This window comes from Odoribacter sp. AF15-53, from assembly GCF_003479425.1.
Classification (GTDB): domain Bacteria; phylum Bacteroidota; class Bacteroidia; order Bacteroidales; family Marinifilaceae; genus Butyricimonas.
This window is the reverse complement of sequence record NZ_QUHC01000002.1, coordinates 805400-827265: the sequence shown is the minus strand read 5'-3', so window position 1 is coordinate 827265 and position 21866 is coordinate 805400. Positions and strand designations below refer to the sequence as shown.

13 protein-coding genes are annotated in these 21866 nt (G+C 39.5%); 6 read left to right on the top strand and 7 right to left on the bottom strand.

Annotation, left to right across the window (positions count from 1 at the left end):
* Window positions 1-5: 5 nt before the first annotated feature.
* The 5 genes from DWW52_RS07820 to DWW52_RS07800 all read left to right on the top strand — a co-directional run bounded on the left by DWW52_RS07820 (window position 6) and on the right by DWW52_RS07800 (window position 7817).
* Entirely contained in the window at window positions 6-695 is a 690-nt protein-coding gene (locus DWW52_RS07820) for a DUF4843 domain-containing protein (RefSeq protein ID WP_118714894.1), read from the top strand.
* 17 nt (window positions 696-712) lie between these two features.
* Window positions 713-2254 (top strand): PKD-like family lipoprotein, encoded by a 1542-nt coding sequence (locus DWW52_RS07815; RefSeq protein WP_158582519.1) that lies wholly within the window; start codon window positions 713-715, stop codon window positions 2252-2254.
* An 89-nt stretch (window positions 2255-2343) separates the two neighbouring features.
* Window positions 2344-4665 (top strand): DPP IV N-terminal domain-containing protein, encoded by a 2322-nt coding sequence (locus tag DWW52_RS07810; RefSeq protein ID WP_118714892.1) that lies wholly within the window; start codon window positions 2344-2346, stop codon window positions 4663-4665.
* Window positions 4666-4671: 6 nt separating this feature from the next.
* Window positions 4672-7371, top strand: a complete 2700-nt coding sequence (locus DWW52_RS07805; RefSeq protein WP_118714891.1) for a prolyl oligopeptidase family serine peptidase — start codon at window positions 4672-4674, stop codon at window positions 7369-7371.
* Window positions 7372-7400: 29 nt separating this feature from the next.
* On the top strand, window positions 7401-7817 hold the full coding sequence (locus tag DWW52_RS07800) for a lipocalin family protein (RefSeq protein ID WP_118714890.1): 417 nt from the start codon (window positions 7401-7403) through the stop codon (window positions 7815-7817).
* A 220-nt stretch (window positions 7818-8037) separates the two neighbouring features.
* Here DWW52_RS07800 and DWW52_RS07795 read toward each other — a convergent pair whose 3' ends face one another.
* Window positions 8038-11271, bottom strand: coding sequence for a hypothetical protein (locus tag DWW52_RS07795; RefSeq protein ID WP_118714889.1), 3234 nt, complete (start codon window positions 11269-11271; stop codon window positions 8038-8040).
* A gap of 76 nt (window positions 11272-11347) precedes the next feature.
* Complete coding sequence (locus tag DWW52_RS07790; RefSeq protein ID WP_118714888.1) at window positions 11348-11746, bottom strand: fibronectin type III domain-containing protein; 399 nt, start codon at window positions 11744-11746, stop codon at window positions 11348-11350.
* Window positions 11747-11849: 103 nt separating this feature from the next.
* Here DWW52_RS07790 and DWW52_RS07785 point away from each other — a divergent pair, with 103 nt between their 5' ends.
* Window positions 11850-12971, top strand: coding sequence for a BF3164 family lipoprotein (locus DWW52_RS07785; protein WP_233556766.1), 1122 nt, complete (start codon window positions 11850-11852; stop codon window positions 12969-12971).
* Between the two features lie 255 nt (window positions 12972-13226).
* Here DWW52_RS07785 and DWW52_RS07780 read toward each other — a convergent pair whose 3' ends face one another.
* The 5 genes from DWW52_RS07780 to DWW52_RS07760 all read right to left on the bottom strand — a co-directional run bounded on the left by DWW52_RS07780 (window position 13227) and on the right by DWW52_RS07760 (window position 21732).
* Window positions 13227-14858: a PKD-like family lipoprotein gene (locus tag DWW52_RS07780; RefSeq protein ID WP_158582518.1), complete on the bottom strand. Its 1632-nt coding sequence runs from the start codon at window positions 14856-14858 to the stop codon at window positions 13227-13229.
* An 18-nt stretch (window positions 14859-14876) separates the two neighbouring features.
* Window positions 14877-15551: a DUF4843 domain-containing protein gene (locus tag DWW52_RS07775; RefSeq protein ID WP_118714886.1), complete on the bottom strand. Its 675-nt coding sequence runs from the start codon at window positions 15549-15551 to the stop codon at window positions 14877-14879.
* A 17-nt stretch (window positions 15552-15568) separates the two neighbouring features.
* Window positions 15569-17023 carry a RagB/SusD family nutrient uptake outer membrane protein gene (locus DWW52_RS07770; RefSeq protein ID WP_158582517.1) on the bottom strand — a complete coding sequence of 485 codons (1455 nt, stop codon included), beginning with the start codon at window positions 17021-17023 and terminating at the stop codon, window positions 15569-15571.
* Window positions 17024-17034: 11 nt separating this feature from the next.
* Window positions 17035-20454, bottom strand: a complete 3420-nt coding sequence (locus DWW52_RS07765) for a SusC/RagA family TonB-linked outer membrane protein (protein WP_118714884.1) — start codon at window positions 20452-20454, stop codon at window positions 17035-17037.
* A gap of 93 nt (window positions 20455-20547) precedes the next feature.
* The gene (locus DWW52_RS07760) at window positions 20548-21732 is read right to left on the bottom strand and encodes a FecR family protein (protein WP_118714883.1); all 1185 of its coding nucleotides are present in this window, start codon (window positions 21730-21732) and stop codon (window positions 20548-20550) included.
* Window positions 21733-21866 lie beyond the last annotated feature (134 nt).

Genomic DNA, 21866 nt, shown 5'->3' with positions numbered 1-21866 from the left:
AGATTATGAAAAAGTATATATTAGTTCTTATAGCCTTGGTATCACTTTATTCTTGTGATGAAAGGGGAATTTTGGAAAATTCGAATGATGTTTCATATATCTATTTTACAAAGAATGCAACAAATGACAGTACTTCAACATCCTTCTTTTTCTATCCTGAAGGAGATATTTCAGTACCTGTTGCCATGAGTCTTTCTGGTAAAATGTTTGATGAAGATTGTTCTTTTAAGTTAGAAGTAGTAAAAGAAGAAACGACATTGGATGCTGCAAATTATGATATATCGGGAGATTTTGTATTTCATAAGGATCGAGTAGCGGATACGATTTATATCACGTTCAAGAATAGTGAGATTTTATCTTCAGAGATACGACGTGTCGTGTTTAGAATTGCTGATAGTGAAAAATATGCTCAAGGAGATACTCCCTTCCGTACGGCAGTTGTATCAATTTCAGATATTGCTTCTCGACCGGAATGGTGGGATGAAGATGAATGGGTGATCTGGGCAAATTTAGGTGAGTTTACCATCAAAAAGTTTGAGCTGCTGATTGAGGCTAACGGGGGTATTCCGGAGATTACACTTGATGATTCGGATATGATTCGTCGGTGTGCTTTGACTTTGAAAAGGTATTTGGAAAAATACGGTCCTTTTATAGATGAAAATGGAGATGAGGTTTCTGTACCTGTTATTGGATAAAATAATATATGGAATTTATGAAAAAGTATTTATTGATAATAGCTGCCCTGTTTTCTCTTACAAGTTGTTTGGATAACAAATTGGATGAGAGCTTCAAGGATATAAATGAAGTTAAGAGATGGGAGAATATAGAAGAGAGTTATTCCGTTTATGCCGGGGAAGAAATTGTATTAGCTCCCCAAGTTGTACTTACTATTGACAGTCTTAATCCGGAGTTGGAATTTGAATGGTACGTGGGAACAGAACTGGTGTCAACGGAACCTACATATACTTTTATGTCTAATAATATAGGCACTCATAATGTAACGTTTTGTCCGATTGATAAAAAATCGGGAATGCATTTTAATAAATTGATTAGGATCTCCGTACAATCTCAATATGAAACGGGATGGATGGTGTTGTCAGAGGAGGGGAATAAGTCAATATTGTCAATCGTGATGGGTAAAAAGGAAGAGACAGAAGATAAGGTAGAGTATTTGAATTATATTGGGGTGAGAAAGGATATTTATCCGTTGCATAATGATGGACAGTCCTTGGGTTCGGGACCACGGAAACTTGTAGAGCACTATGTGCAAGATGATTATGCTACAATTCCCGGGGAAATTATGGTACTACAACAAGATCAGCCGTTGGAATTGCATGGATTTTCAATGGAAAGAGAGGTTTTTGTTTCTGATGAGTTTTTGGTTGGGATTCCGTCTAATTTTAATGTTGTAGATGCAACACAGTCTGCTTCCGGAGGGTATTTATTGAATGCAGATGGTACGATTTTGTACAAAAAGAATTATGATTTGGAAGCCTATCATGTTGGGACTTATTCGGATTTACCCCTTTTTGATGGGAAAAAATTTAAATCTATAACTCCTTCAATTTACCCACAGACACCTTATTTGTTGGCTTTGGATGAGGAGAATACATTGTATGGGATTTGGGAAAAAGAATCACGTCCTACGGGTGATTTTTATTATAATGCAGAGTTAGCCCCCTTTTTTACCGAGGAGAGTGACGTGGATATGTCATTATTTCAAAATATAGAAGGTAAAGTAATCGGTTCTGGTTTCCATCACTCAGATTCATACGTGACGATTATTAATCAAAATGGGAAATATTTGATGAATAATTACCAGACTTATCCTTCTGGAAGTCGGGGAAATCGTTCAGTCAAGATATTGGAAAGCAGGATTCATGAAATGTCGGCTAGTATGTTTACTGATTTTGTGGATATGGCCGTATTGCCTTACCGCGACTACATGTTGATAGCTTCCGGTAATACGCTTTATTTCCATGAGTATTATCGTGATAACTTTAAAGAAGGGGTTGTCAAGACTTTCGATCATAAGATAACTTCTATTGCTTTCAAAGATTTCAATCCCTATCGACATGAAGCTAATGCTCATGTTGCAGTTGGGTTGGAAAATGGAGATTTGTACATATTCGAGATTGATGATGATGATATGACAAAGACTACTCCATTGTTTGAAACACACGATCTTGGTAAGATTGTAGATGTTATTTTTAAGTATAGCAGCTGGGGGGACGTTAAGTACGGATATTTTTAAAGTATGATATTGTTGTGTGCGGGGGGGCTTGGGGCCCCCCGAATTTTTTGATGTAAAAGGTTAGGATGTTTGAATGTAAATAATCGTGTATGAAAAAGTTTTTAGTCATATTGTTCTTAGCATTTGTAGGATCGGTAAATGCACAGCAAAAGGCAAATTATGCTTTAGCAGAGAGGTTTCGGGAATTGACAACAATGCCGATAGTAAAGTATTCATTGGATGTACATCCTCGTTATATTAATAATACAGATCGTTTTTGGTATTCTTTCTGGACGGAAGAAGGGAATAAATATTATCTTGTAGATCCGGAAAAATGTACGAAGAGATTACTTTTTGACAATGCAGAGTTATTGACTAAAGTTAGTGAAATTACTCGTCGGGCTCATGATCCGAAGTTATTAGATTTGCATTTCGAATTTGATCCGGATGGGAAAACTATCCGGTTTTACATGGATGGTCGTAATTTTACTTATAATGTATATACAAAGGAATTGCAGGTCGTAGGGCGTCAGGCCGGGATAAGTTATGCCCCTTATTGGAAGTATTATTCTGCGGATAGTGCTTATATGTTATATGCGAAACATCATAATTTGTATGCAGTGGGAAATCCTGACAAGGGGAAGGATACAACAGAAATTCAGTTAACAAATGATGGCGAAAAATATTATTCTTTCAACCGGGAAGAAGAAGGAGAAATGGAAGGACGTTTCGGTTGCGAGGCTCGTTGGCTTAAAAAGGGACATCGGTTTTATGCTATTCGGGAGGATGCTCGTAAAGTAGAGGAGTTGTGGTTAATTGATGCGTTGGCAAATCCTCGTCCGAAGTTGAAAACTTATAAAGCTGAATTAGCCGGAGATAAAAATGTAATTCAGTATGAATTGATTATTGGTGATCTGGATTTGAAAGAAGTCCGGAAAATAGATATTAGTCGTTGGAAAGATCAATATATTGATTTTTTGTATGCTAGTAATGATGGCTCCCGTCTTTATTTTCAACGATATAAACGTACTTGGGATGAGACGGAGATTTGTATGGTAAATACTGAAACAGGAGATGTGAAAGTTTTGATTCACGAGATTGACAAGCCCTATGTGGATTACAAGATGCGAGCAATCCATTTCTTGAATGACGGGAACGAGATATTGTTCCGATCCGAACGTTCTGGCTGGGGACATTATTATTTGTATGACAAGGATGGGAATTTAAAGAATCAAGTGACTTCCGGTCCTTGGGTTGCAGGGCCTATCCAGAAAATAGATACGGCGAAACGGCAGATTTATTTTGTCGGTTTGGGAAAAGAGAAGAATATTGATCCTTATTATTACGTTTTATACCGGGCAGACTTGGATAAGAAAGATGCGATCACTCTGCTGACTCCGGAAGATGCTTCTCACGACGTGAAGATATCTCCTTCTCATCGTTATTTCGTGGATAGTTATTCTCGTGTTGATTTGGAACCGGTAAACGTGGTGCGAAATCAAAAAGGGAAGATTATCATGGAACTGGAGAAACCGGATTTGCGTCGAGTATATGAGTTGGGATGGCGTGCCCCGGAACGCTTTAAAGTGAAAGCGGCAGACGGTGTTACGGACATATATGGAATCATGTGGAAACCGGCGGATTTTGATTCGACGAAATGTTACCCGATTATTTCTACCGTATACCCGGGACCGTTCTACGAGTACGTGCAAACACGTTTCACGTTGAATGATGATATGAATACCCGTTTGGCTCAAGTCGGTTTTATCGTGGTGGCCATGGGACATCGAGGCGGAACGCCGATGCGAGGTAAAGCTTACCATACATACGGGTATGGAAATCAACGGGATTATCCTTTGGCTGACGATAAATATGCCATAGAGCAGTTGGCTGATCGCTATCCTTTTATCAACGGGAAAAAGGTGGGTATGTACGGGCATTCCGGAGGTGGTTTTATGACGGCGGCAGCCATTTGTACTTATCCTGATTTTTATAGTGCAGCGGTGGCCTGTGCGGGTAATCACGATAATAATATATACAATAAAGGATTTGTAGAAATCCATTACGGGGTGAAAGAAAACAAACGTGTGATCAAGGATAGTGTAAATGGAGATCGGGAGGAGATCACTTTTGAAACCAAAAGTAAGACAAATCAAGAATTAGCCAAAAACTACAAAGGTGGATTATTGATCGTGACGGGAGATATGGACAAAACAGTTCATCCCTCGCATACCTACAGGATGGTGGATGCGTTGATCCGGGCGAAGAAGAATTTTGATATGATTGTTTTGCCGGGAAGTTCTCACGGCTTTTTCGGGGAGAACGGGGATTTCTTCGAGCGAAAAATGTGGTTTCATTTTGCTAAATACTTGTTGGGAGATGATTCCGCGGATTATCAGGGAGATATTAATTATTTCATGAAAAAACGCTAACTCGTTATGAGAATAATATTAGTAATATACAGTCTGTTATTCATAGGCATAACAGACTGTATGTCTCAAAAAAAGCCTTTGGATATGGAGGCTTACAAACTATGGCGCAGGGTCGAGGGACAACGTATGTCGGAAGACGGGAAGTGGGTAACTTATCGTTTTGTTTATATTGATCAGGAAGGACATGATAAAGATGTTCCCGTGACTTATTTGCGGAATATGGAGTCCGGGAAAGTGTATGAGTTTCCCAACGTGAGGGAAATGAGTTTTTTTAATCAGGGAAAAGGGTTGAGGTACTTGGTACATCCTTCTCCGCTTGATACCTTGAAACAGGCAAAAGATTCTCTTTTTCTCCTTTCCTTGCGGGATATGAAAAAGACCTATTGGGATAAACCCTACGGTTTTCGGGAGTCACCGCGTTCTCCTTTGATTTCTTACTCTTACCCGTTGGGTAAAGAAGGAGGACGGCGTTTGGTGGTTTGGAATTTTGAAAAGGGAGATTCTGTTCGGATAGATAGCGTGGAGAATTATTTTTCCGTGGATGATTACAAATCGATCGTCTATATCCGGAAACATGATGGCTATAAATCTTTGTGTATGGGGCCTGTACAGGGGAAACAGCGGGTGATTTATGATGATCGAAAGGCTCCGGTTGTGAATTTTTCGTTAAATACCGGAGGAGAAGAGGGCGTGTTCTCGGTAGCTTCAGATTCTTCTTATTTAAACGATCCTGATTTATTGTACACGTTTTCTTTAAAAGATGGGAATTACCGCTTGGTGATGGATACGAAAGAAATAAACGTGTCGGAAGAGTATAAAGTCCGGGGTGGGATATATTCCGTGTTTAATAGCGGGAAATATATTTTCGTGGATGTCGGGTTGAAACAACCGGAAGAACGTAAACCTAAAGTAGAACCGGACAAGAGTTTCGAGTTGGAACTATGGAAATGGGATGATGAAGTTTCACAAAGTCGTCAGAGGTATGAATCAAGAAGTAAGCGCCGGAAGATGCCCAAGTACGTGTATCACGTGGATACAAAGAAATGCGTGTTGATAGCACCGCCTGAAATGGACCAGATGTACACGCCGGGGTGTGATGTGTATAGTCACGTGATTATTGGAGACGAGACCCCTTATCGTGGTCTCACGGATTGGCGGGATGGCGTGACGGCTGATTTGTATCTGGTAAGTTTGGAAACGGGCGAACGCGAATTATTGTTTAAAGATTTTGACCAGCGTCCCGTGTGGAGCCCGAACGGTAAATATGCGATGTTGTATCATGCCGGACAAAAGACGTGGTTTAAGTTAGAGGTAGCCACGGGAGAGTTAACGGATATTTCAACTCCTATCGGTTATGCCATGTATGACGAGGAATACGACAAACCGAAACCCGCGGGGCCTTATGGTATTGCCGGTTGGTTGGAAGGGGGAGATCAGGTCGTTTTGTATGACAAATATGATATGTGGGTAGTGGATTTAAGCGGGAAACAACAGACGTATTCACTGACTGGTGGTTGGGGACGGAAAAATGATATTTCATTGCGTTTATTAAAAGCGAATTATGAGACCCGTTGGATTAACCCGAAACAGAATATTGTATTACACGCGTTGAATCGGGAAACCTTGAATCAGGGGGTATATGTATTGACACCCGCCCGTAAGGTGAAAAAGTTGATGGAAGGGGCTTACGATCTTTATTTCAATCAATTATCAGATGGTGGTAAATACTGTTTGTTTACCCGGCAAAGTTATTCCGATTTCCGGGATCTTTGGTGGAGTAAATGTGATTTTGCCCGTCCGGTTCGAGTGACAGATGCGAATCCGCAGCGGGAAAATTACTTGTGGGGGTGTGTAAAGTTAGTGGAGTGGACGAATTTCGAGGGAAAGCGGAACCGGGGATTGTTGTATTTGCCGGATAATTATGATTCAACAAAACGTTATCCCGTGATCGTGAATTTTTACGAGACTCATACCGGGGATCTTCATTCGTATCCCATACCTTCTTTAAGCAGTGCCATGATCAACACGGTTACTTACGTGAGTAACGGGTATGTGGTGTTTATGCCCGACGTGCATTTTACCATTGGGGCTCCGGGAGAGAGTTGTTACAATGCTGTCGTTAGCGGGACTCAGATGTTGATTGATAAAGGAATTGCGGATAAAGACCATATCGGTATACAGGGACATAGTTGGTCCGGTTACCAGGTGGCTTATCTAGTAACTCGTACGAATATGTTTAAATGTGCCAACCTGGGAGCGGCCGTGTCAAGTATGGTTTCCGCGTACACGGGAATCCGTTCGGGTAGTGGAAGTCCTCGTATGTTTATGTACGAGCAGACACAAAGCCGTATGGGTAAAACACTTTGGGATGATCCGGAAGCGTATATTAAAAATTCGCCTATTTTTTATGCGGATAAAATTCAAACTCCCTTGTTGATTTTCCATTGCGATGCAGATGAAGCCGTTCCGTATTCCGAGGGATTGAATTTATTTTTGGCTATGCGTCGTTTGCACAAACCTGCCTGGTTATTAAATTATAAAGGAGATAAACATTTTCTTTATAACAAAGCTGCCGAGGTTGATTGGACCATTCGTTTGCAGCAATTTTTTGATCATTATCTGAAAGATGCACCCATGCCCCGTTGGATGAAAGAGGGAATTCGTATAGATGAAAGGGGTGTGGATCAAAAATATGATTTTGAATAAACGTAATATTTAATTTTAAAATAGAAATCATGAAAAATTTATTGTATGTTGCTTTGACTTTATTTTGTTTTGCTTGTGCTAGTGACCCTCAAAAAGAGATGGAAAAAAAGATTGTCGGGGAATGGTGTAATCCTTACACGTATGAGTCAACTGGCGAATTGAAAGGATTCAATTTTAAGAAAGGTGGCGTATGTGAGGCCATTAACATTCCTAGTTTAGACTTAAAAACATGGGAAATTAAAGATGGTTTCCTGATCGTGAAAGGTTTTGATGTTGCCGAGGATGGAACGAAAGAAGTTTACGAGACCAAAGAAAAGATCGGTTTGTTAACTCGTGATTCATTGAGTCTTGTCGTTCAGGAAGCTAGCCCCCGTATCGCTTTCTTGTATCTGAATGCAAAAGTTTTGAAAAAACAAGTTCCCGTGGAAGGAGATGCTCGAAAGTAAACCACGGTTTTTAATTATTGTGAATGTTGTGTCGGGTCGAGGGGGTATTGATACTTGTTTTAGGATGATGCTTTAATGAAGCGTGTTATTCGTAACATGTATCTATTTCTACAAAAAGAAACCGGGAGAATAAAGTGCCATAAGACACTTATTCTCCCGGTTTTTTGTAGTAGGTGATGACCTGCTCACTGGTACGAGAATGGAGAGAAGTGAGTCGTGATTATTTTATTTTTACCCATTTAACGGCATCGGCTACGACTAACTGGACATATTTCGACGAATGTTTGCTATGGCTTTGACTTTCGATGGGAGGAGCTCCCCGGTCATCCAGTACAACGCGGGATTCTCCTGCCGATAGGGAGAATGTGCCTAGTGATACCCAAGATGGATCTCCTTTTTGGACTTCCAGGATGACTTCTTCTTTTCCCTCTGGAGTATAAACGGTGTAATAGTTTTTCATCCCTGGGTGATCTGTTGTATACATGTCTGTGCTAAATATCTCGGCATGAGGTCGATTGACGAATATTTCGTATTTACCTGCTTCCGGGATATTTGCTACCCATTCGGCTTTGAACTTTCCCGTGCCTGCTTCTTTTATAAAAGCACTACGAATATATTCTCCATAAAAATCATTTAATAAGATTGGTAAGCAGGGAAGTCCCCAGGTATTGACTTTAGGATTACAAAAGGTAATGTATTCATCCTCATTCCCTTTTTTGAATAGATCGGTCAAACGTTTCCGATTGTTTGCCGAATCAATTAAATGGAAATTTTCGTCTTCATTGTCAACGATAATCTCCCCTGGGGGATAGAATTGATTGCGTTCGAGCAAGCTCACGCCTTCATCAGGTAAGGAGCCTGATGATAAATATGCTTCGCAGCGGAGTTCAATTTCTTTCGGTAGGTTACCCGAGAAATTAGTGGTTAATTGTAGACCACATCTTCGGTCTTCATGAACGATGATCCGTTTACACTCCCCGGGTTTAATCTGGTAACTCCGGTAATTTTTGATTCTATCTTTTCCACTTTCAGTACTACTACGCGAGATGATTGAAACGATACCATCCGTTTCGCTGAAATTACCTACCTTGAAATCCATGATTTGTATCTCTTCTGTTGCTTTAAGGGATAGCTCTTTTAGCGATAACCATGGAATCTGGTGACTCGTGTACCATTCGTCTATGTAAGCCTTGATGTTCTGCCCGAAGCGTTGTTCGAATTCGTCGATAAACGAATCAAAGTTAACTTCTTGGAAACGAGTGCGATTTTTAAAATCCTGCATAAACTGGGTTAGGGTATCCCAGCTGGTAAGCGTTGTAAGATAGCCCAGTAAATGGGAAACTTTTAAAGAAATGGCAATATTTTTTTCCAGACTATATTCTCCCGTGATACTTTCCTTTAATCCTTTTTCAGCAATGTCATTTAATGTTTGCGGCATTATATTATAGGATTTCGATCCTTTGAGAGACATTATTTGATTGAATATTATATCTATACCACGGTACCTGTCGGATGTCACATGACGTATGTGATCCGTGAAAATGTGATCGATGTTTATCAGATTGAGGTAAGAGGGCATGCTTTGGTATAAAATATATTCCTGTAGGTTTATGTCATCGGAAAGCCCCCGGGGAGGGGCTCCGGGTTTGTAATGATCTGTTGTAGAAAATCGTTCTTCGAAAAACGCTATTTCCGGTTGAATGTTGTTGCTAAACCGACTCCCGCGTAGGAAGGATGAAGGGGTCTCGATCAGTTTAAAGTATTTAAAAGGATAAGGGGTGGATTGTCCCTCCTCGATAATGTCTTTGCAGCGATTGGCAATTTTTGCTAATTTTTTCTCCCGTCCCGGACTACCTGCTTTCATACCTTCCCATGTGTCTAAAGGTTTCATGTAGAAATCATTTCCCGGGTACGTGTAAAACTCGACAGTTGTGGAATCAACCGTGATCGATCTTTTCTCGTATTTCCCGATACAAAGGGTTAATCCGGTTAGGTTTTGCACGTTATTGAACGTGATATGATCCCCTTTTGGCATAGGCTCACCCTGAGATAAAACGGTCATTTTATCTGTTTGTTTTACATGAAGGGTGTAATCCGTGAAATTAATCTCTTTAGATGCTTGCAATTCTACCGGGAAAACAGCTGTCGGGTACCAGATGACTTCCGGTACAAGTAACGTGAATTCGTCCGAGACAAAAGCTGAACGCTTGCCATAATTTTCATGGTATGAAGTGTAGATGACAGGTGCAAAAAAGTCATCATCGGGGATGTTTACCTGATAGATATCTTCGTCAATATATCCCTCGTATTCTATCTCCAGTTCGATATTTTCTCCGGGAGCCACGGGGCGTTTGATAACAATTACCTGATGATCCCTGTGAAAGGGTAGGTTTTGTCCGTTGGATTCAAGCTTGTTGATCTTTAATCTTGGATTTAGAAAGAGTAGAAGTTGATCCATTTCCACTTTTCTTTGATTTTGAATACTCATCCGGCTTATGGCAGAGAATTTATCTCCTTCCGGTCGATACGTGATATCGTGGGAGAGCACGCGTGACGTGGGGTATTCATTGTATTTAAGAAAGGCTTCACGGTATGCGATTCTATTTTTCAAGCGGGTTTGGAACTTTTCAACATAGAGGTACCCGAGAGATAAGGAAAATACTAAAAACAAAGAGGCGGGAATGAAATAATAAGGTTTTCGGCCGGGGGTACCAGCTAATCTCTTCGTGAGAGGAGCGGCAAAAAAAAGAAAACTTATTCCCAGTAGCAAAAAGGTGCTTCGCTGGAGCAGGTTATCTTCGATATGCGTGAATCCGACTAGGGTGGAAAAAGAGTCAGGCAATAAACTCCCCCGGAAATCGAGCATTCCATGAAGAGGTGTTGTCAAGTAACTGTATGCGAAATAAAGAAAAATGATCAAGATAAGCCAACTGATAAAAGGGTGTTTGATCAGTTTGTTTACAAGCAAAGATAATCCGGTGATAAAAATAAGCGTGGGAAGTGTACGCGTGAGAAGATAAAAAAGATTTACCCAGAGATTAGCGGGCGAATCGGGTATGAATATATTGATAAACATGGTGATACCCATGAAAACGACATCTACTGTCAAAAACGGGATAAGAATACCTAAAAATCCTCCAAGAAAGAATTTTCCATTGCTGATCGGGCGTGTGGAAAGGACTTTCCGGGTTTCGGCTTTTCTCTGTTTTCTTTGGATATCACAGACAATGAAAGCAACGATTAATGATTGGAACAGATTCAAAAAGTAGACACTACGTGAGGGGATGGAAGATGCCAGCGCAACATCTGACCATAAAACTTGATTGATATTCCACGGGATTAAAACCCCTAGAGTATATCCCAATATTCCGAGGATGAAGAGGTAAAATAACCAATTCCTTTTTACTAGCTTGCTCTCGTAAGCGATAGTGGTTTTTAGGGCTGTTGTTTCCATGATAGTTAGTTTGATTCCCGAATAATCACGATACGATTATTCGGGAATTTTATTTATTGGAATTATATTTCAATTCCTATCGATCTTTGAATGTTATTTGAGGACTAGCTTCTGATGGCTCGCCAAAGCCAACTTTATTGCAAGCTGCAACACGAAATTCGGCCGAACTTCCTTCCTGCATACATTCAATTTTACAACGAAGCAGATTTCCCTGAACTATCGTTTTTTTTTCCCAATGCCACCATCCTTCTCTAACTTCAACTAAATAGCCCGTGATTGGTGCTCCTCCATCAGATTTGGGTGCAGTCCAGGATAAATCACATCCAGTTTTCCAAAAATCAGTAATCAAAGGCATTCCCGGACGCCCAGGAGGGTCAAGAGGCGCCCTTGTACTAGCAAATACAATTGTCGAAATTGTCAGGCCTAAACAAATGAATAGAACTGACGTCAAAATGTTTTTCTTTAATGTTTTCATATTTCTTTTATTTGAAAGTTAAAGATTTGAATAATTTCTTTGCAAAGATGAGTAAATAGACATACATTTGCAAATATTTATCATAAATTTTTAACCATATTACATGATGAAAAAAGATCAATTTTTATTGCTTTTAATAGCTATTTCTTTCGTTGGTTGCAATAATGCGAGTAAAAAATCGACCTCCGCTTTTTCCAATATAGACGAGGATTTTCCTGTAACTGAACAATTGGAGTTTACCCCCTTTAATACGTATGATATTCTTGGTGATGGGTTATGCGTGATTGATGGCTCCATACTGTGGTATGTTGAAAACGGAAAGGATGATTTCGGGGCCTGCTATGATTTAAATACAGGGGAAAAATTATCAGTGATTGCATCAAAAGGAAGAGCGGCTAATGAATTAATTGAATTAGCCGGGTTTGCAATAATAAGAGATTCCGTTCTATTGTATGAAAATCAAAATACGATAAAAACTTTTGCTAAAAAGGATATTGTGGGTAATATGCCGCTGGGAGACAGAAAAGCTTCCGTGATAACTACCCCGGATCATATTCTTGTAAATCAAATGACGAAGTTGCCCAACGGTTCGGTCTTGGCGACGATACGTCCCGTTGCCTTCGAATTCGAGAAAGAAAAAATGAACGAGATTAATAAAAGTTCGGTTGTCGTATTTAACGATAATGATGTGACCCCTTACGAGACAATAAAGTATGATAGTTTTGATGTCGGGAAGGCAACGGATAGGCAAATTAATGAAAATGATTTGATAAAGTGGAGCTATGCCCAAGGAATGATAGAAATAAAAGACAATGATATGGCTGTTTTCTCCGTGCATAATCAATTTATGTTGTATACGTTTGATATTAACACGGGAAATGTGGTGAACGAGAAAAGATACACGAAGATGCAGCGTGATGGGATGGAAATGTCTCTTACCTCAACAAATGATATGAGCCAGAGTATTCGTTTTATGAAAGTGAATGATAAATATATTTTATGTTTGGTTCGTGGCTATTTGAGCGAAAAGGATAAAGATTTAAAACGACCCAAAGAGGCTATATTCGTGTTCGACTGGGATTTAAAGCCGGTAAAAAAGTTTGATTTGCCTAATCCGGAGGGAATGGTAGGCTATTATTGCATATCAAATGATTGTAACTCGGTGTATTTCTGCGAGTATGGGGAGGAAGGGCTCACCTTGCATAAAGCAGATTTAAATATTTAAGCGGAGACACGTTGTGAATTAATTGCCTCTATTTTCGTGAAATTACTTTTTACAAGTATTACGAGTCAATTTGTAGGGGTACAGCATGGGAAGTTCCAGCCTGAGAAGATTGTCTATATTTATCTTTGGGGTAGACTAAAAGCCTGTCTCAGGTTAGGCTTTCGGTTTTCCGAGAGAAATTGAAAAATTTGAATTATTAAAAAAGTGGTTATTCCATTCAGGAAATAACCACTTTTTATTGTTTAAAGGCATTAACTATTGCCAGTCTGCGCCATTTTTGAAGCGAATATCGACGATCCCACCGAAATCGGTTTCCGAAGAATACATTCTTCTGGGATGTTCTTTGGTATAACCTGCATTGGTCATTTCCATGATATGGAATTCTCCGTTTTCAAGTCCGATACCGGCTATCCATGCATTATAGGCTTCTGTATCAATAGATGTAATTGTAGCATCAAAAGAATCATATAATATGATGTTTCCGGACTTACGTTCTAATAAATAGAGTTCATTATCTTTTGTGATTAGAACATAGTCTAAAAGTTGTTTACCATTGGTAGAGCCGGATGCATTTTCCGTGTTTGCAAAACCGACATTAAAAAGGTTTTTACTACTTCCGTTTATGATAGAACTCAACGTTGTTTGTGCTGCAGCGGGCAATTCTTTTTGTTCAACTTTTTCAACGTCGGGGCTTCGGCCAAAGAATGTATCTCCCATGTCGAACGTGTAAGAATAGAACGTACCATCTTTAGCTTTGAGTATGGCATAAAATCTATTTCCCCAACTTACTCTGTTTGCACCACAACAAATCATCTCCATGTCGCCTAGATCATTGATCCTGGCAGCATCCTTGGGAGTGTATATGTTATCACCAAGAATGCCCGGAGATAAAATTTGTCCCCCGTTTTGTTGACTTCCATCTGTCATGAGCAGGAATCTATTGAGCGTTTTTTCATGGAATAGAGTGTAACCGGCAGTTTTATAGCGATGATGTACAACTCCTTTTCCGCTGACGGGATATATATTCCCATCTTCTTCGAAAGTGACGATATTATTCAGGAATAGACCGGAGTTAAACAAGTACTCGGTTTCTTTTTTCCGGTTGTACATCGTACCGTCTTCTCCGATAACAAAAGTACTCCATGTCATATCGACCATATCGTGCGCTTTGAAGCCAGCGGGCATTCCATCCATGAATTGAGAGGCTAGAGTTACATCTTTCTGGAAACTTACCCCGGATATATCAATACATCCCGGTTCCTCTTGGAAAATCCAGAAAGCTCCGACTTCTGATCCATTTTCGGTATTTGCAGAACGGAAATGTTGTAACAGTTTTAATGGACCGCGTCCCATGGACTCGTTATTGGTTACATGATAAACGTTGTAATAATCTTTACAAGTGTAATAATTCGTTTCTCCTTCACCTGTTTTGGACGAGTAATTTGGATTGCTGGTTAATTTGATATAGGAAAGTAGCGATTCATTATTAGCACCTTTAGATAAAATCATATATCCTTCGGCTTCATATTCCGTTTTGATATTACAATCTGTATATTGGGTATATTCAATATTATTAACCGTGTCTTTTATACATAAAAGGATGTTGCCATTTCCTAGCGTGTCAGCAATATAAGATAAATCATGTGAATAGATTTTTTTGTTGCCGAGTATAGTCCATTCAAAAAGAAGATGATCTTCAATACTGTCAATTGCAAAATTGAGAACAGGTTTTATCTCGATCTTGTCGCCGAGATAATATGTTCTTGGGACATTAAATGACTCTATTTCAATCCGATTGAGAGGATCGTAATCATAGTTTCCTTTATCATCGTAGCACCCGGAAAGCAATAAAAAGAGTGCGATGCATGCTAAATATATGAATTTCATATGGTAAATCATTTTTAATTAGTTTACAGTTAATTCCATTGGTGAACCGTCCTTTTCTGTCCAACCGTTTAGACGGATGTCTTCTTTAAACTGAAGACATATCTTCCGGATTGCAGTAAATTCATATCCGGTTAGGTCTGTTATTCCCGAACTTTCAATGAATCTTGCATATTTCTCAGGTGTCCATTTTCCAAGGAACAATGTTTCAATACTACTTGTCCACCATAATGGTTGACTGTCGATATCATTGAAAATAATTCGGGCAGCTCTGTTTTTTTTCAATCCGGGACTGAAATTTTCATTCTCTACGATTCTTAAATACAAGGTCACCTCTTTATTGGCAAGATTCTTGTTAAAAACCTTGATCTCGATAGAATCCTTTATCTGATTAGCAGCGAACGTCTGTGTAAGGTTAAGTTCATAGTCAGACGGGTCGGCAGTCGTGCTGTCCTGATCTATTTCTAATTGATAAGTCGTGTTTTTTTCCAGAAGATCACCAATTAGAGTTACTTCCACGTTGATCTTTTTTTCTGTTGCTCCCGGGTAGTGAGAGAAAGACAGAAAAGTTGCACTATCCAGAACTTCGGGTTTGGAAAAATACAAATATCTGGTGGATTTATAGCTATCTATAGCATCCTCAGAGCATGCCCAAGCGGTGAGCAAAACGGATATAAGAAATATATATATTTTCATATAGAATGTTTTATGGATTAAAATATGTTTTCATTATCAGGTGTCGGTATGACGTACTCTGGAGTATTCCACGATATGTCCATGTTAAATTTCTTATACCAGTAGAAGGCTTGTCCCTCTCCGAGTAAATCTTTTTGTACTTCAGAAACCAGGGCTTTTTCGAAACTGCTTTCGTCATAAATGGATGAGATAAAAGAAGAATTATCAAGAAAACCTCTATTGTACCGAACAGTTGATAGTAAATCGAGAGCTTCGGAAGGTTTAGCATTTTTGTAAAGATATTCCGAAGCAATAAAATACATTTCGCTTAAACGGATCATGGGGATAATGTCCTCTCCAAGGGAAGAACTTTCTTGCTTCGTGTATTTTAAGGAGTAGTATTGATAATTTTTTATATCTAGGAAATTTTTAAATCGAACATCATATTGTTCCCCGCGAGACCATCCGATTTGATAAAGATCAAGACAAAAAGCCGTTGAGGAACCACTACTTGAATTACTTGGAATATAAACTTCAAAATCTTCTACAAGAGTTTTTTTGGATAATACAAAAACCAACTCGTCATATAATTTCCGGTTAGAACTGAAAGTAGAAGAACTTCCAAATGTGAAACAACTGGTGGCTTTAATGATTTCCATGGCAGCTTTGTAAGCTTCATCCAACTCCCCTGCCCAAGAATAAACACGGGCTAACGTTCCTACGATGGCGTAGTAATTCATGCGATACCCCCGGTATGCGAAAAATAAATCATCGGGAACGGTAAGATAACCTTGGCTGTTACTGCCGCCTTCGATTCGAGAGGCCGTATATAACCAGCGTTTATGTTGATCGTCCAATGTGTCGAATGCTGCTACAAGGTCTTTAGCTTTCAGTAAATCTTTTTTTACGTTTTCGAGTACTTGATCCACTGTTAAATGTGGTTCGTAAGTGGATTTCTTTTTGTCGTAATATGGAATATATGTTTTCTGATCATCCATTTTTTTAGAAGGTGCAAACAGGCGCAACATATCGAAATGCAGGAACGCTCTCAAGGCGTATGCTTCTCCTAAAATCAGATTCTTTTCAAGAATATTTTCCGAGAAAATAGCTGGATCGGCTTCTTCTGCATTTGCAATTAAGTTATTGCAATTGGCTATCGCCGTGTATGCTTTTGACCAGATGTTTTCAATGATTGTTTTAGCATCTTTATCCGAGTATTTATAATTGTATAGAGAACTATAACTATATCCCAAATACCCGCTTGAATACGCGTGACTGAGCACCTCCGCTGTCCCGTATAATAATTCTTGCCCGTACAATTGGGATGCAGCCATATTTTTATAAATACCGTTTAATGCATTCCGGTATCCGTTGGCTTCTGAGAATAGGGTCTCTTCGTTGACTTGATCATCGGGGGCAACATCCAGCCAGTTTGTGCATGCTCCTAGAGTGAAAGGAATAAATGCGTATAGAATTAATTTTTTTAGTTTCATAATTATTGTCATTAGAAGGTTACATGTAGTGTGATATCCATGGTCCGTGCAAAGGGATAACTAAGACCGCGTTCTGCTTTTATCGTAGAAAGTCTGAACAATTCATTTGCGCCGAGTTCCAATCTCACCATACCAAGGTGTAATTTTTTGAGAAGTTCTGGGTTGAAGTCATAACTCAACGATAAAGAATTGCAACTAAGAATATTCTTATTCTGTACGAAACGTTCCGTCGGTTGGGTTTTTGTAATATTGAACACTCCTGAGGATAAGGCCCTGTATTTTGCTTTGTCCCCAGGTTTTTGCCATCTGTCCGAGAGTACTCGTTTGTCAGCGTTATACCTGTAAATATCGGCATCCTCAACTTTTTCAACTAAAGTTGTATTATACTCTTGTCCCCCGAATTGATACATGAAAGTCGTGAATAAACTCCAGTTTTTGTAACGGAGATTGAATCCGAAAGAACCCTGTGCATCCGGTTCTGTGTCGCCCAAGGCAACTTGTTCTGAGGCATTCCATTCATATGTGAGTTCCCCGTTCTTCTTTACGAACAATTCTTGCCCGTTGGTTGGATCAATACCGAGAGATCTCATACCGTATATGGGGGTCAAAGAACCTCCCTCGACGTATTGCTTGAAAGGTGTAGATTGATCTTCTGCATCTTTATCATTAAAATGATCGATAACCTTGTCATTATAAGCTTTTAGGCTTTCTGCGATCTTCGTGAATTTGCGCTTATCGTGGGATATGTTGAAGAAAGCATTTAACGACCAGTCCTGTCTGTTTATAATGGTGCTTTTTAAATTGATTTCAAAACCTTTTCCTTCCACTTCACCCAAGTTATCCTTGTATGTGGTAAAACCTGTAGAACTAGGGATGGTAACATCGTTTACAAGATCTACTGTTTTATCAAAATAGAAATCCCCGCTGAATTGGATGGCTCCATTAAATAAATCGAAATCTAATCCTAAGTTCGTGGTGTATTTCTTTTCCCAGCCTAGATTTTCATTACCATAAGCGATAAGAGAAGCGCCATATCCGGTTTTATACCATTCGTCATTTTGAATTTCGTACATAGTTTGAGCCGTGTATGAAGGAAAGTTCACTTTCCCGGTTAAACCATAACTAGCTCGTACTTTTAATAGGTTTACCCAACCGATATTTTTCATGAAATTATAGTTGTGTAAATTGACCCCGGCTCCTGTAGACCAGAATGTGGCCCACTTCTTCTCGCTTCCGAATTGTGAAGAACCGTCCAAGCGTAGAGAAGCATCCAATAGATAGATATTATCGTATGAATAGTTCAATACTCCCACGAAACCGACCAAACGAGTTTTACTTTGATCGACTAGTGGTTTGGAATATATGTCTTCAGCATAATTCGGAGAACTTAATTGTCCGGATGGGAAACCCCTGTACTCGGCGCTAGTGGTTGAACTATTTGAATTTTGAGAATTAATACCCATGTTAAAGTTGATATTGTTCTTCTCGATGTTACGGTTGTATGAAATGTTGGCCGTAAGATCCCATGAGGTACCTTCCTCGTCTGTTGTTCTCAATTCTCCCGAAGTAAGATTTGTCGTGGAAAGAGGATTTTGGTTCTTAGTTGATTGTGGATCAATAAAATTCTTCCGGTGACTGGTTGTTTTTGTCATCTTGAAAGTCGCCTTGGCCAAAAGATGTTGTGTAATATACCAGTTAATGCCAGTTTCATTACTCAATTCATCAGAATCAGTCTTGTCATAACTACCCAATTGGGCTTCCCATAAGGGGTTGGCTAAATCGCTATCACTGAACCAATTTGAATGTCTCCATCTCGTGGTTTGTTTCACGTAGTTACCGTATTCATCGGTAGCCTTGTCGTATGGTAATTTTTTTGTATATGCAGAAAAACTACCATAAGGAGATTCCTTTTGTTTGGTTTGTTGATAAGTTAATTTGTTCTTGATTTGTATTTTGTTTAGTCGGTAATCCACGGAAAGATCTGCCCCGATATTGTCGCGGAACGATTCTTTCATCACTCCATCACCATTGTTGTAGAACATATTCAGGCCGAAACGTAGATCTTCATGTCCTCCCTCTAAAAATAAACTATGTTTATGGTTGAATATTGTGCGTAAAGGTTTTGATAACCAGTAGGTATCCACTCCTTCTTTTATATTAGCTAACTTGTTATTATATTCTTGATTATAAGCTATTTGATAAGAAGGTCTGTTGTCAATAAATGCACCTGCCAAAACTTCCGTCTCCAGTTTTTCCTTGGCATTCATTAAGTTATAATCACTAAGATCAGGCATATTTAAAGTCCCGGTCATCGTGTAGGTTGCGTGTACCTTTCCCGGAGTCGGGGGAACCGTCGTGATAACGACAACTCCGTTTGCAGCACGGGAACCATACATTGCCGTGGCTGCCGCATCTTTCAGGATCGTCATTGATTCGATCCGGTTGGGATCCATATCATACACTTTTTGTATGCTCACTTGGAAACCGTCCATGATAAACAACGGTAAATTGGGGTTGTCTTTCAGGTTGGATTTAGATAGTTTATCCGTGTCCAATTCCTTCACCCCGATACCAGAGCGTCCCCGGATGTACATTTCCGGAAGAGCATTCGGGTCGGATCCCCATTGATTGTTCTCTACCATACGAAAAGCCGGATCAAAAACTTGCAAAGCTTTAATCACGTTGGTCTTGGATACTTTCAATAATTCGTCTCTTTTCACGCTGACAGAACTTCCCGTGAAACTCTCTTTACTGATGTTGACGTAACCGGTCACAACGACTTCATCCATTTGGGTGACGTCTTCTTTTAATTTGATAACAAGTCCTTTTTCGTCTTTACTTTCATCATTGCTCACGTGTATATTCTGAGTCTCGTAACCGACAAAAGAAACGATCAAAATGATGGTATCCATCTTCGGAATTTCAATTTTGAAGTTTCCATCATGGTCAGTGACTACCCCTAATTTCGTATCTTTAAGCATGATCGTTGCTCCCGGTAGGGTGAAACCTTTGTCATCAGTAACCTTCCCCTTGATAATTCGGGATTTCTCTGTCTTTTGAGGATCGTCATTAGTCGGTTTTATAATAATAACATCACTCTCGATTTCGTAAGATAACTTTGTCCCGGCGAGTGCGGTTTTTAGAAATTCCTCGATGGATGCGTTTTTAAGATCTATATCCCGTTTCCCGTATTTGTTTACTTCCTCAACCCGGTAAAGAAATCTATAGTTCGTTTCTGTACGGATCGTTTTTATCATTTCATCAATGGTTGCATTCTCCATTTTGAGAGTGACCTTGATGACTTGTGCGGAAGCATTTGCCTCAATGTTGAGAGTGGAAATGACCACAACCAAGAGGGTTGCTCGTAAAATTAGAAGAATTTTCTCCCACCTTTGATGAAAATCAAAGGTGTACTTTCGTTTTTTTTCCATAACTTTGAGTACTTAATAGTTTAAATTAATCGATTTCTAAATTGCGTGTTTATGAATTGATTATTAATGGGGATAGGGCAAATATCCCCTTTTTTATTTAGTTAGTATTTCTTCAACTGTGATGTTATTACCATTAATTTTAAATCGTATCGAGGTTGCTTTCTCGATCATACTTAACGTTTTTCTAAAATCGCCATATCGTTCCAAGTCTCCCGTGAAATGATAGGTCTTCAAAGCTTGATTCGCATAGAAAACATTAATGTTGTACCACCGGGATAGTGTCGTCATGATCTCTTCAAGGGGTTTATTCTCGAAGACGAACAAACCTTCTTTCCAGGCAGAGTATAAACGGACATCCACCTTGCGAGTCGTGATATTCATGGTCACTTTAGAATAAACCGCCTGTTGTGAAGGGGTCAAGGTAACTTTCTGTTTTCCATCTGATACATTAACGGAGCCTTCGCATAGTGTTGTTTCAATCGTTTGGGCATCCGGGTAAGCTTGTAGATTGAACTGAGTCCCTAAAACTTTTACTTCAACATTTTGTCCTACTTTCACTGTAAAGGGTCTTTTCTTGTCTTTCCTGACAGAAAAGTAAGCTTCTCCGGAAAGTGAAACCTCCCGTTTCGTGGAATCAAACCGTGCCGGGAAAGAGAGTTCTGAGTCAGAATTTATCCAAACGTGTGTTCCGTCGGGTAAAATAAGTTCATATTCACCTCCTCTGGGAACTCGAATGGTATTATTTCGCATTTTTTGATAGATCGAGGAATCCGAACGCTCAACATATTCAACAACATTCCCATTGTTGATTGCTACCAACCCGTAACCGAGTTCAAGTGTCTGAGAAGAATCCTGCTGTGACAAATTGAATTGCTTACCCTCCGGGGTAATTAATATCGCTTTTGAACTTCCGGTCTGAATTTCTGCAAGCGGTAAAGTCGGGTCAACCGAAACTCGTGATTCGGGCAAGATCATCACTAGAGCGATGATAATTGCAGCGGCAACACTTGACCACCAAACAAGGTTTCGGGAGGTATGTTTCTTTCGGGTAATACCTTTTTCAACCTTTTGCCATGATGACTTCGTGTCTAAACTATTTACGAATTCATCTCTTTGACGTTTGTTTGCAGGATCCAGTATTCGTTTATCCAGTTCTGTTGCCGAAAGGGAAGTATTTTCCCATTCATGCAACTCCAGTTCCTCTTCGGGAGAAAGTTCTCCAGCCATTTTCTTGGCTAGAAGCTGGGCGATCCGATATTCTTTTTCAAATTCTGACATTATATTCTAAGTTTGGTACCATTATCTGTTTGTAGAACACACGTTCATGTCAAAAGGATGAATGAAAAATCATTTTTTTGCAAGAAAATTTTATTTTATTGTAAAACATTGCTATATAGATGCTATTTGGAGGT

Coding starts and splice junctions, on each gene's coding strand:
- DWW52_RS07820 (WP_118714894.1), top strand. CDS start 6: ATGAAAAAGTATATATTAGTTCTTATAGCCTTGGTATCACTTTATTCT.
- DWW52_RS07815 (WP_158582519.1), top strand. CDS start 713: ATGAAAAAGTATTTATTGATAATAGCTGCCCTGTTTTCTCTTACAAGT.
- DWW52_RS07810 (WP_118714892.1), top strand. CDS start 2,344: ATGAAAAAGTTTTTAGTCATATTGTTCTTAGCATTTGTAGGATCGGTA.
- DWW52_RS07805 (WP_118714891.1), top strand. CDS start 4,672: ATGAGAATAATATTAGTAATATACAGTCTGTTATTCATAGGCATAACA.
- DWW52_RS07800 (WP_118714890.1), top strand. CDS start 7,401: ATGAAAAATTTATTGTATGTTGCTTTGACTTTATTTTGTTTTGCTTGT.
- DWW52_RS07795 (WP_118714889.1), bottom strand. CDS start 11,271: ATGGAAACAACAGCCCTAAAAACCACTATCGCTTACGAGAGCAAGCTA.
- DWW52_RS07790 (WP_118714888.1), bottom strand. CDS start 11,746: ATGAAAACATTAAAGAAAAACATTTTGACGTCAGTTCTATTCATTTGT.
- DWW52_RS07785 (WP_233556766.1), top strand. CDS start 11,850: ATGATGAAAAAAGATCAATTTTTATTGCTTTTAATAGCTATTTCTTTC.
- DWW52_RS07780 (WP_158582518.1), bottom strand. CDS start 14,858: ATGAAATTCATATATTTAGCATGCATCGCACTCTTTTTATTGCTTTCC.
- DWW52_RS07775 (WP_118714886.1), bottom strand. CDS start 15,551: ATGAAAATATATATATTTCTTATATCCGTTTTGCTCACCGCTTGGGCA.
- DWW52_RS07770 (WP_158582517.1), bottom strand. CDS start 17,023: ATGAAACTAAAAAAATTAATTCTATACGCATTTATTCCTTTCACTCTA.
- DWW52_RS07765 (WP_118714884.1), bottom strand. CDS start 20,454: ATGGAAAAAAAACGAAAGTACACCTTTGATTTTCATCAAAGGTGGGAG.
- DWW52_RS07760 (WP_118714883.1), bottom strand. CDS start 21,732: ATGTCAGAATTTGAAAAAGAATATCGGATCGCCCAGCTTCTAGCCAAG.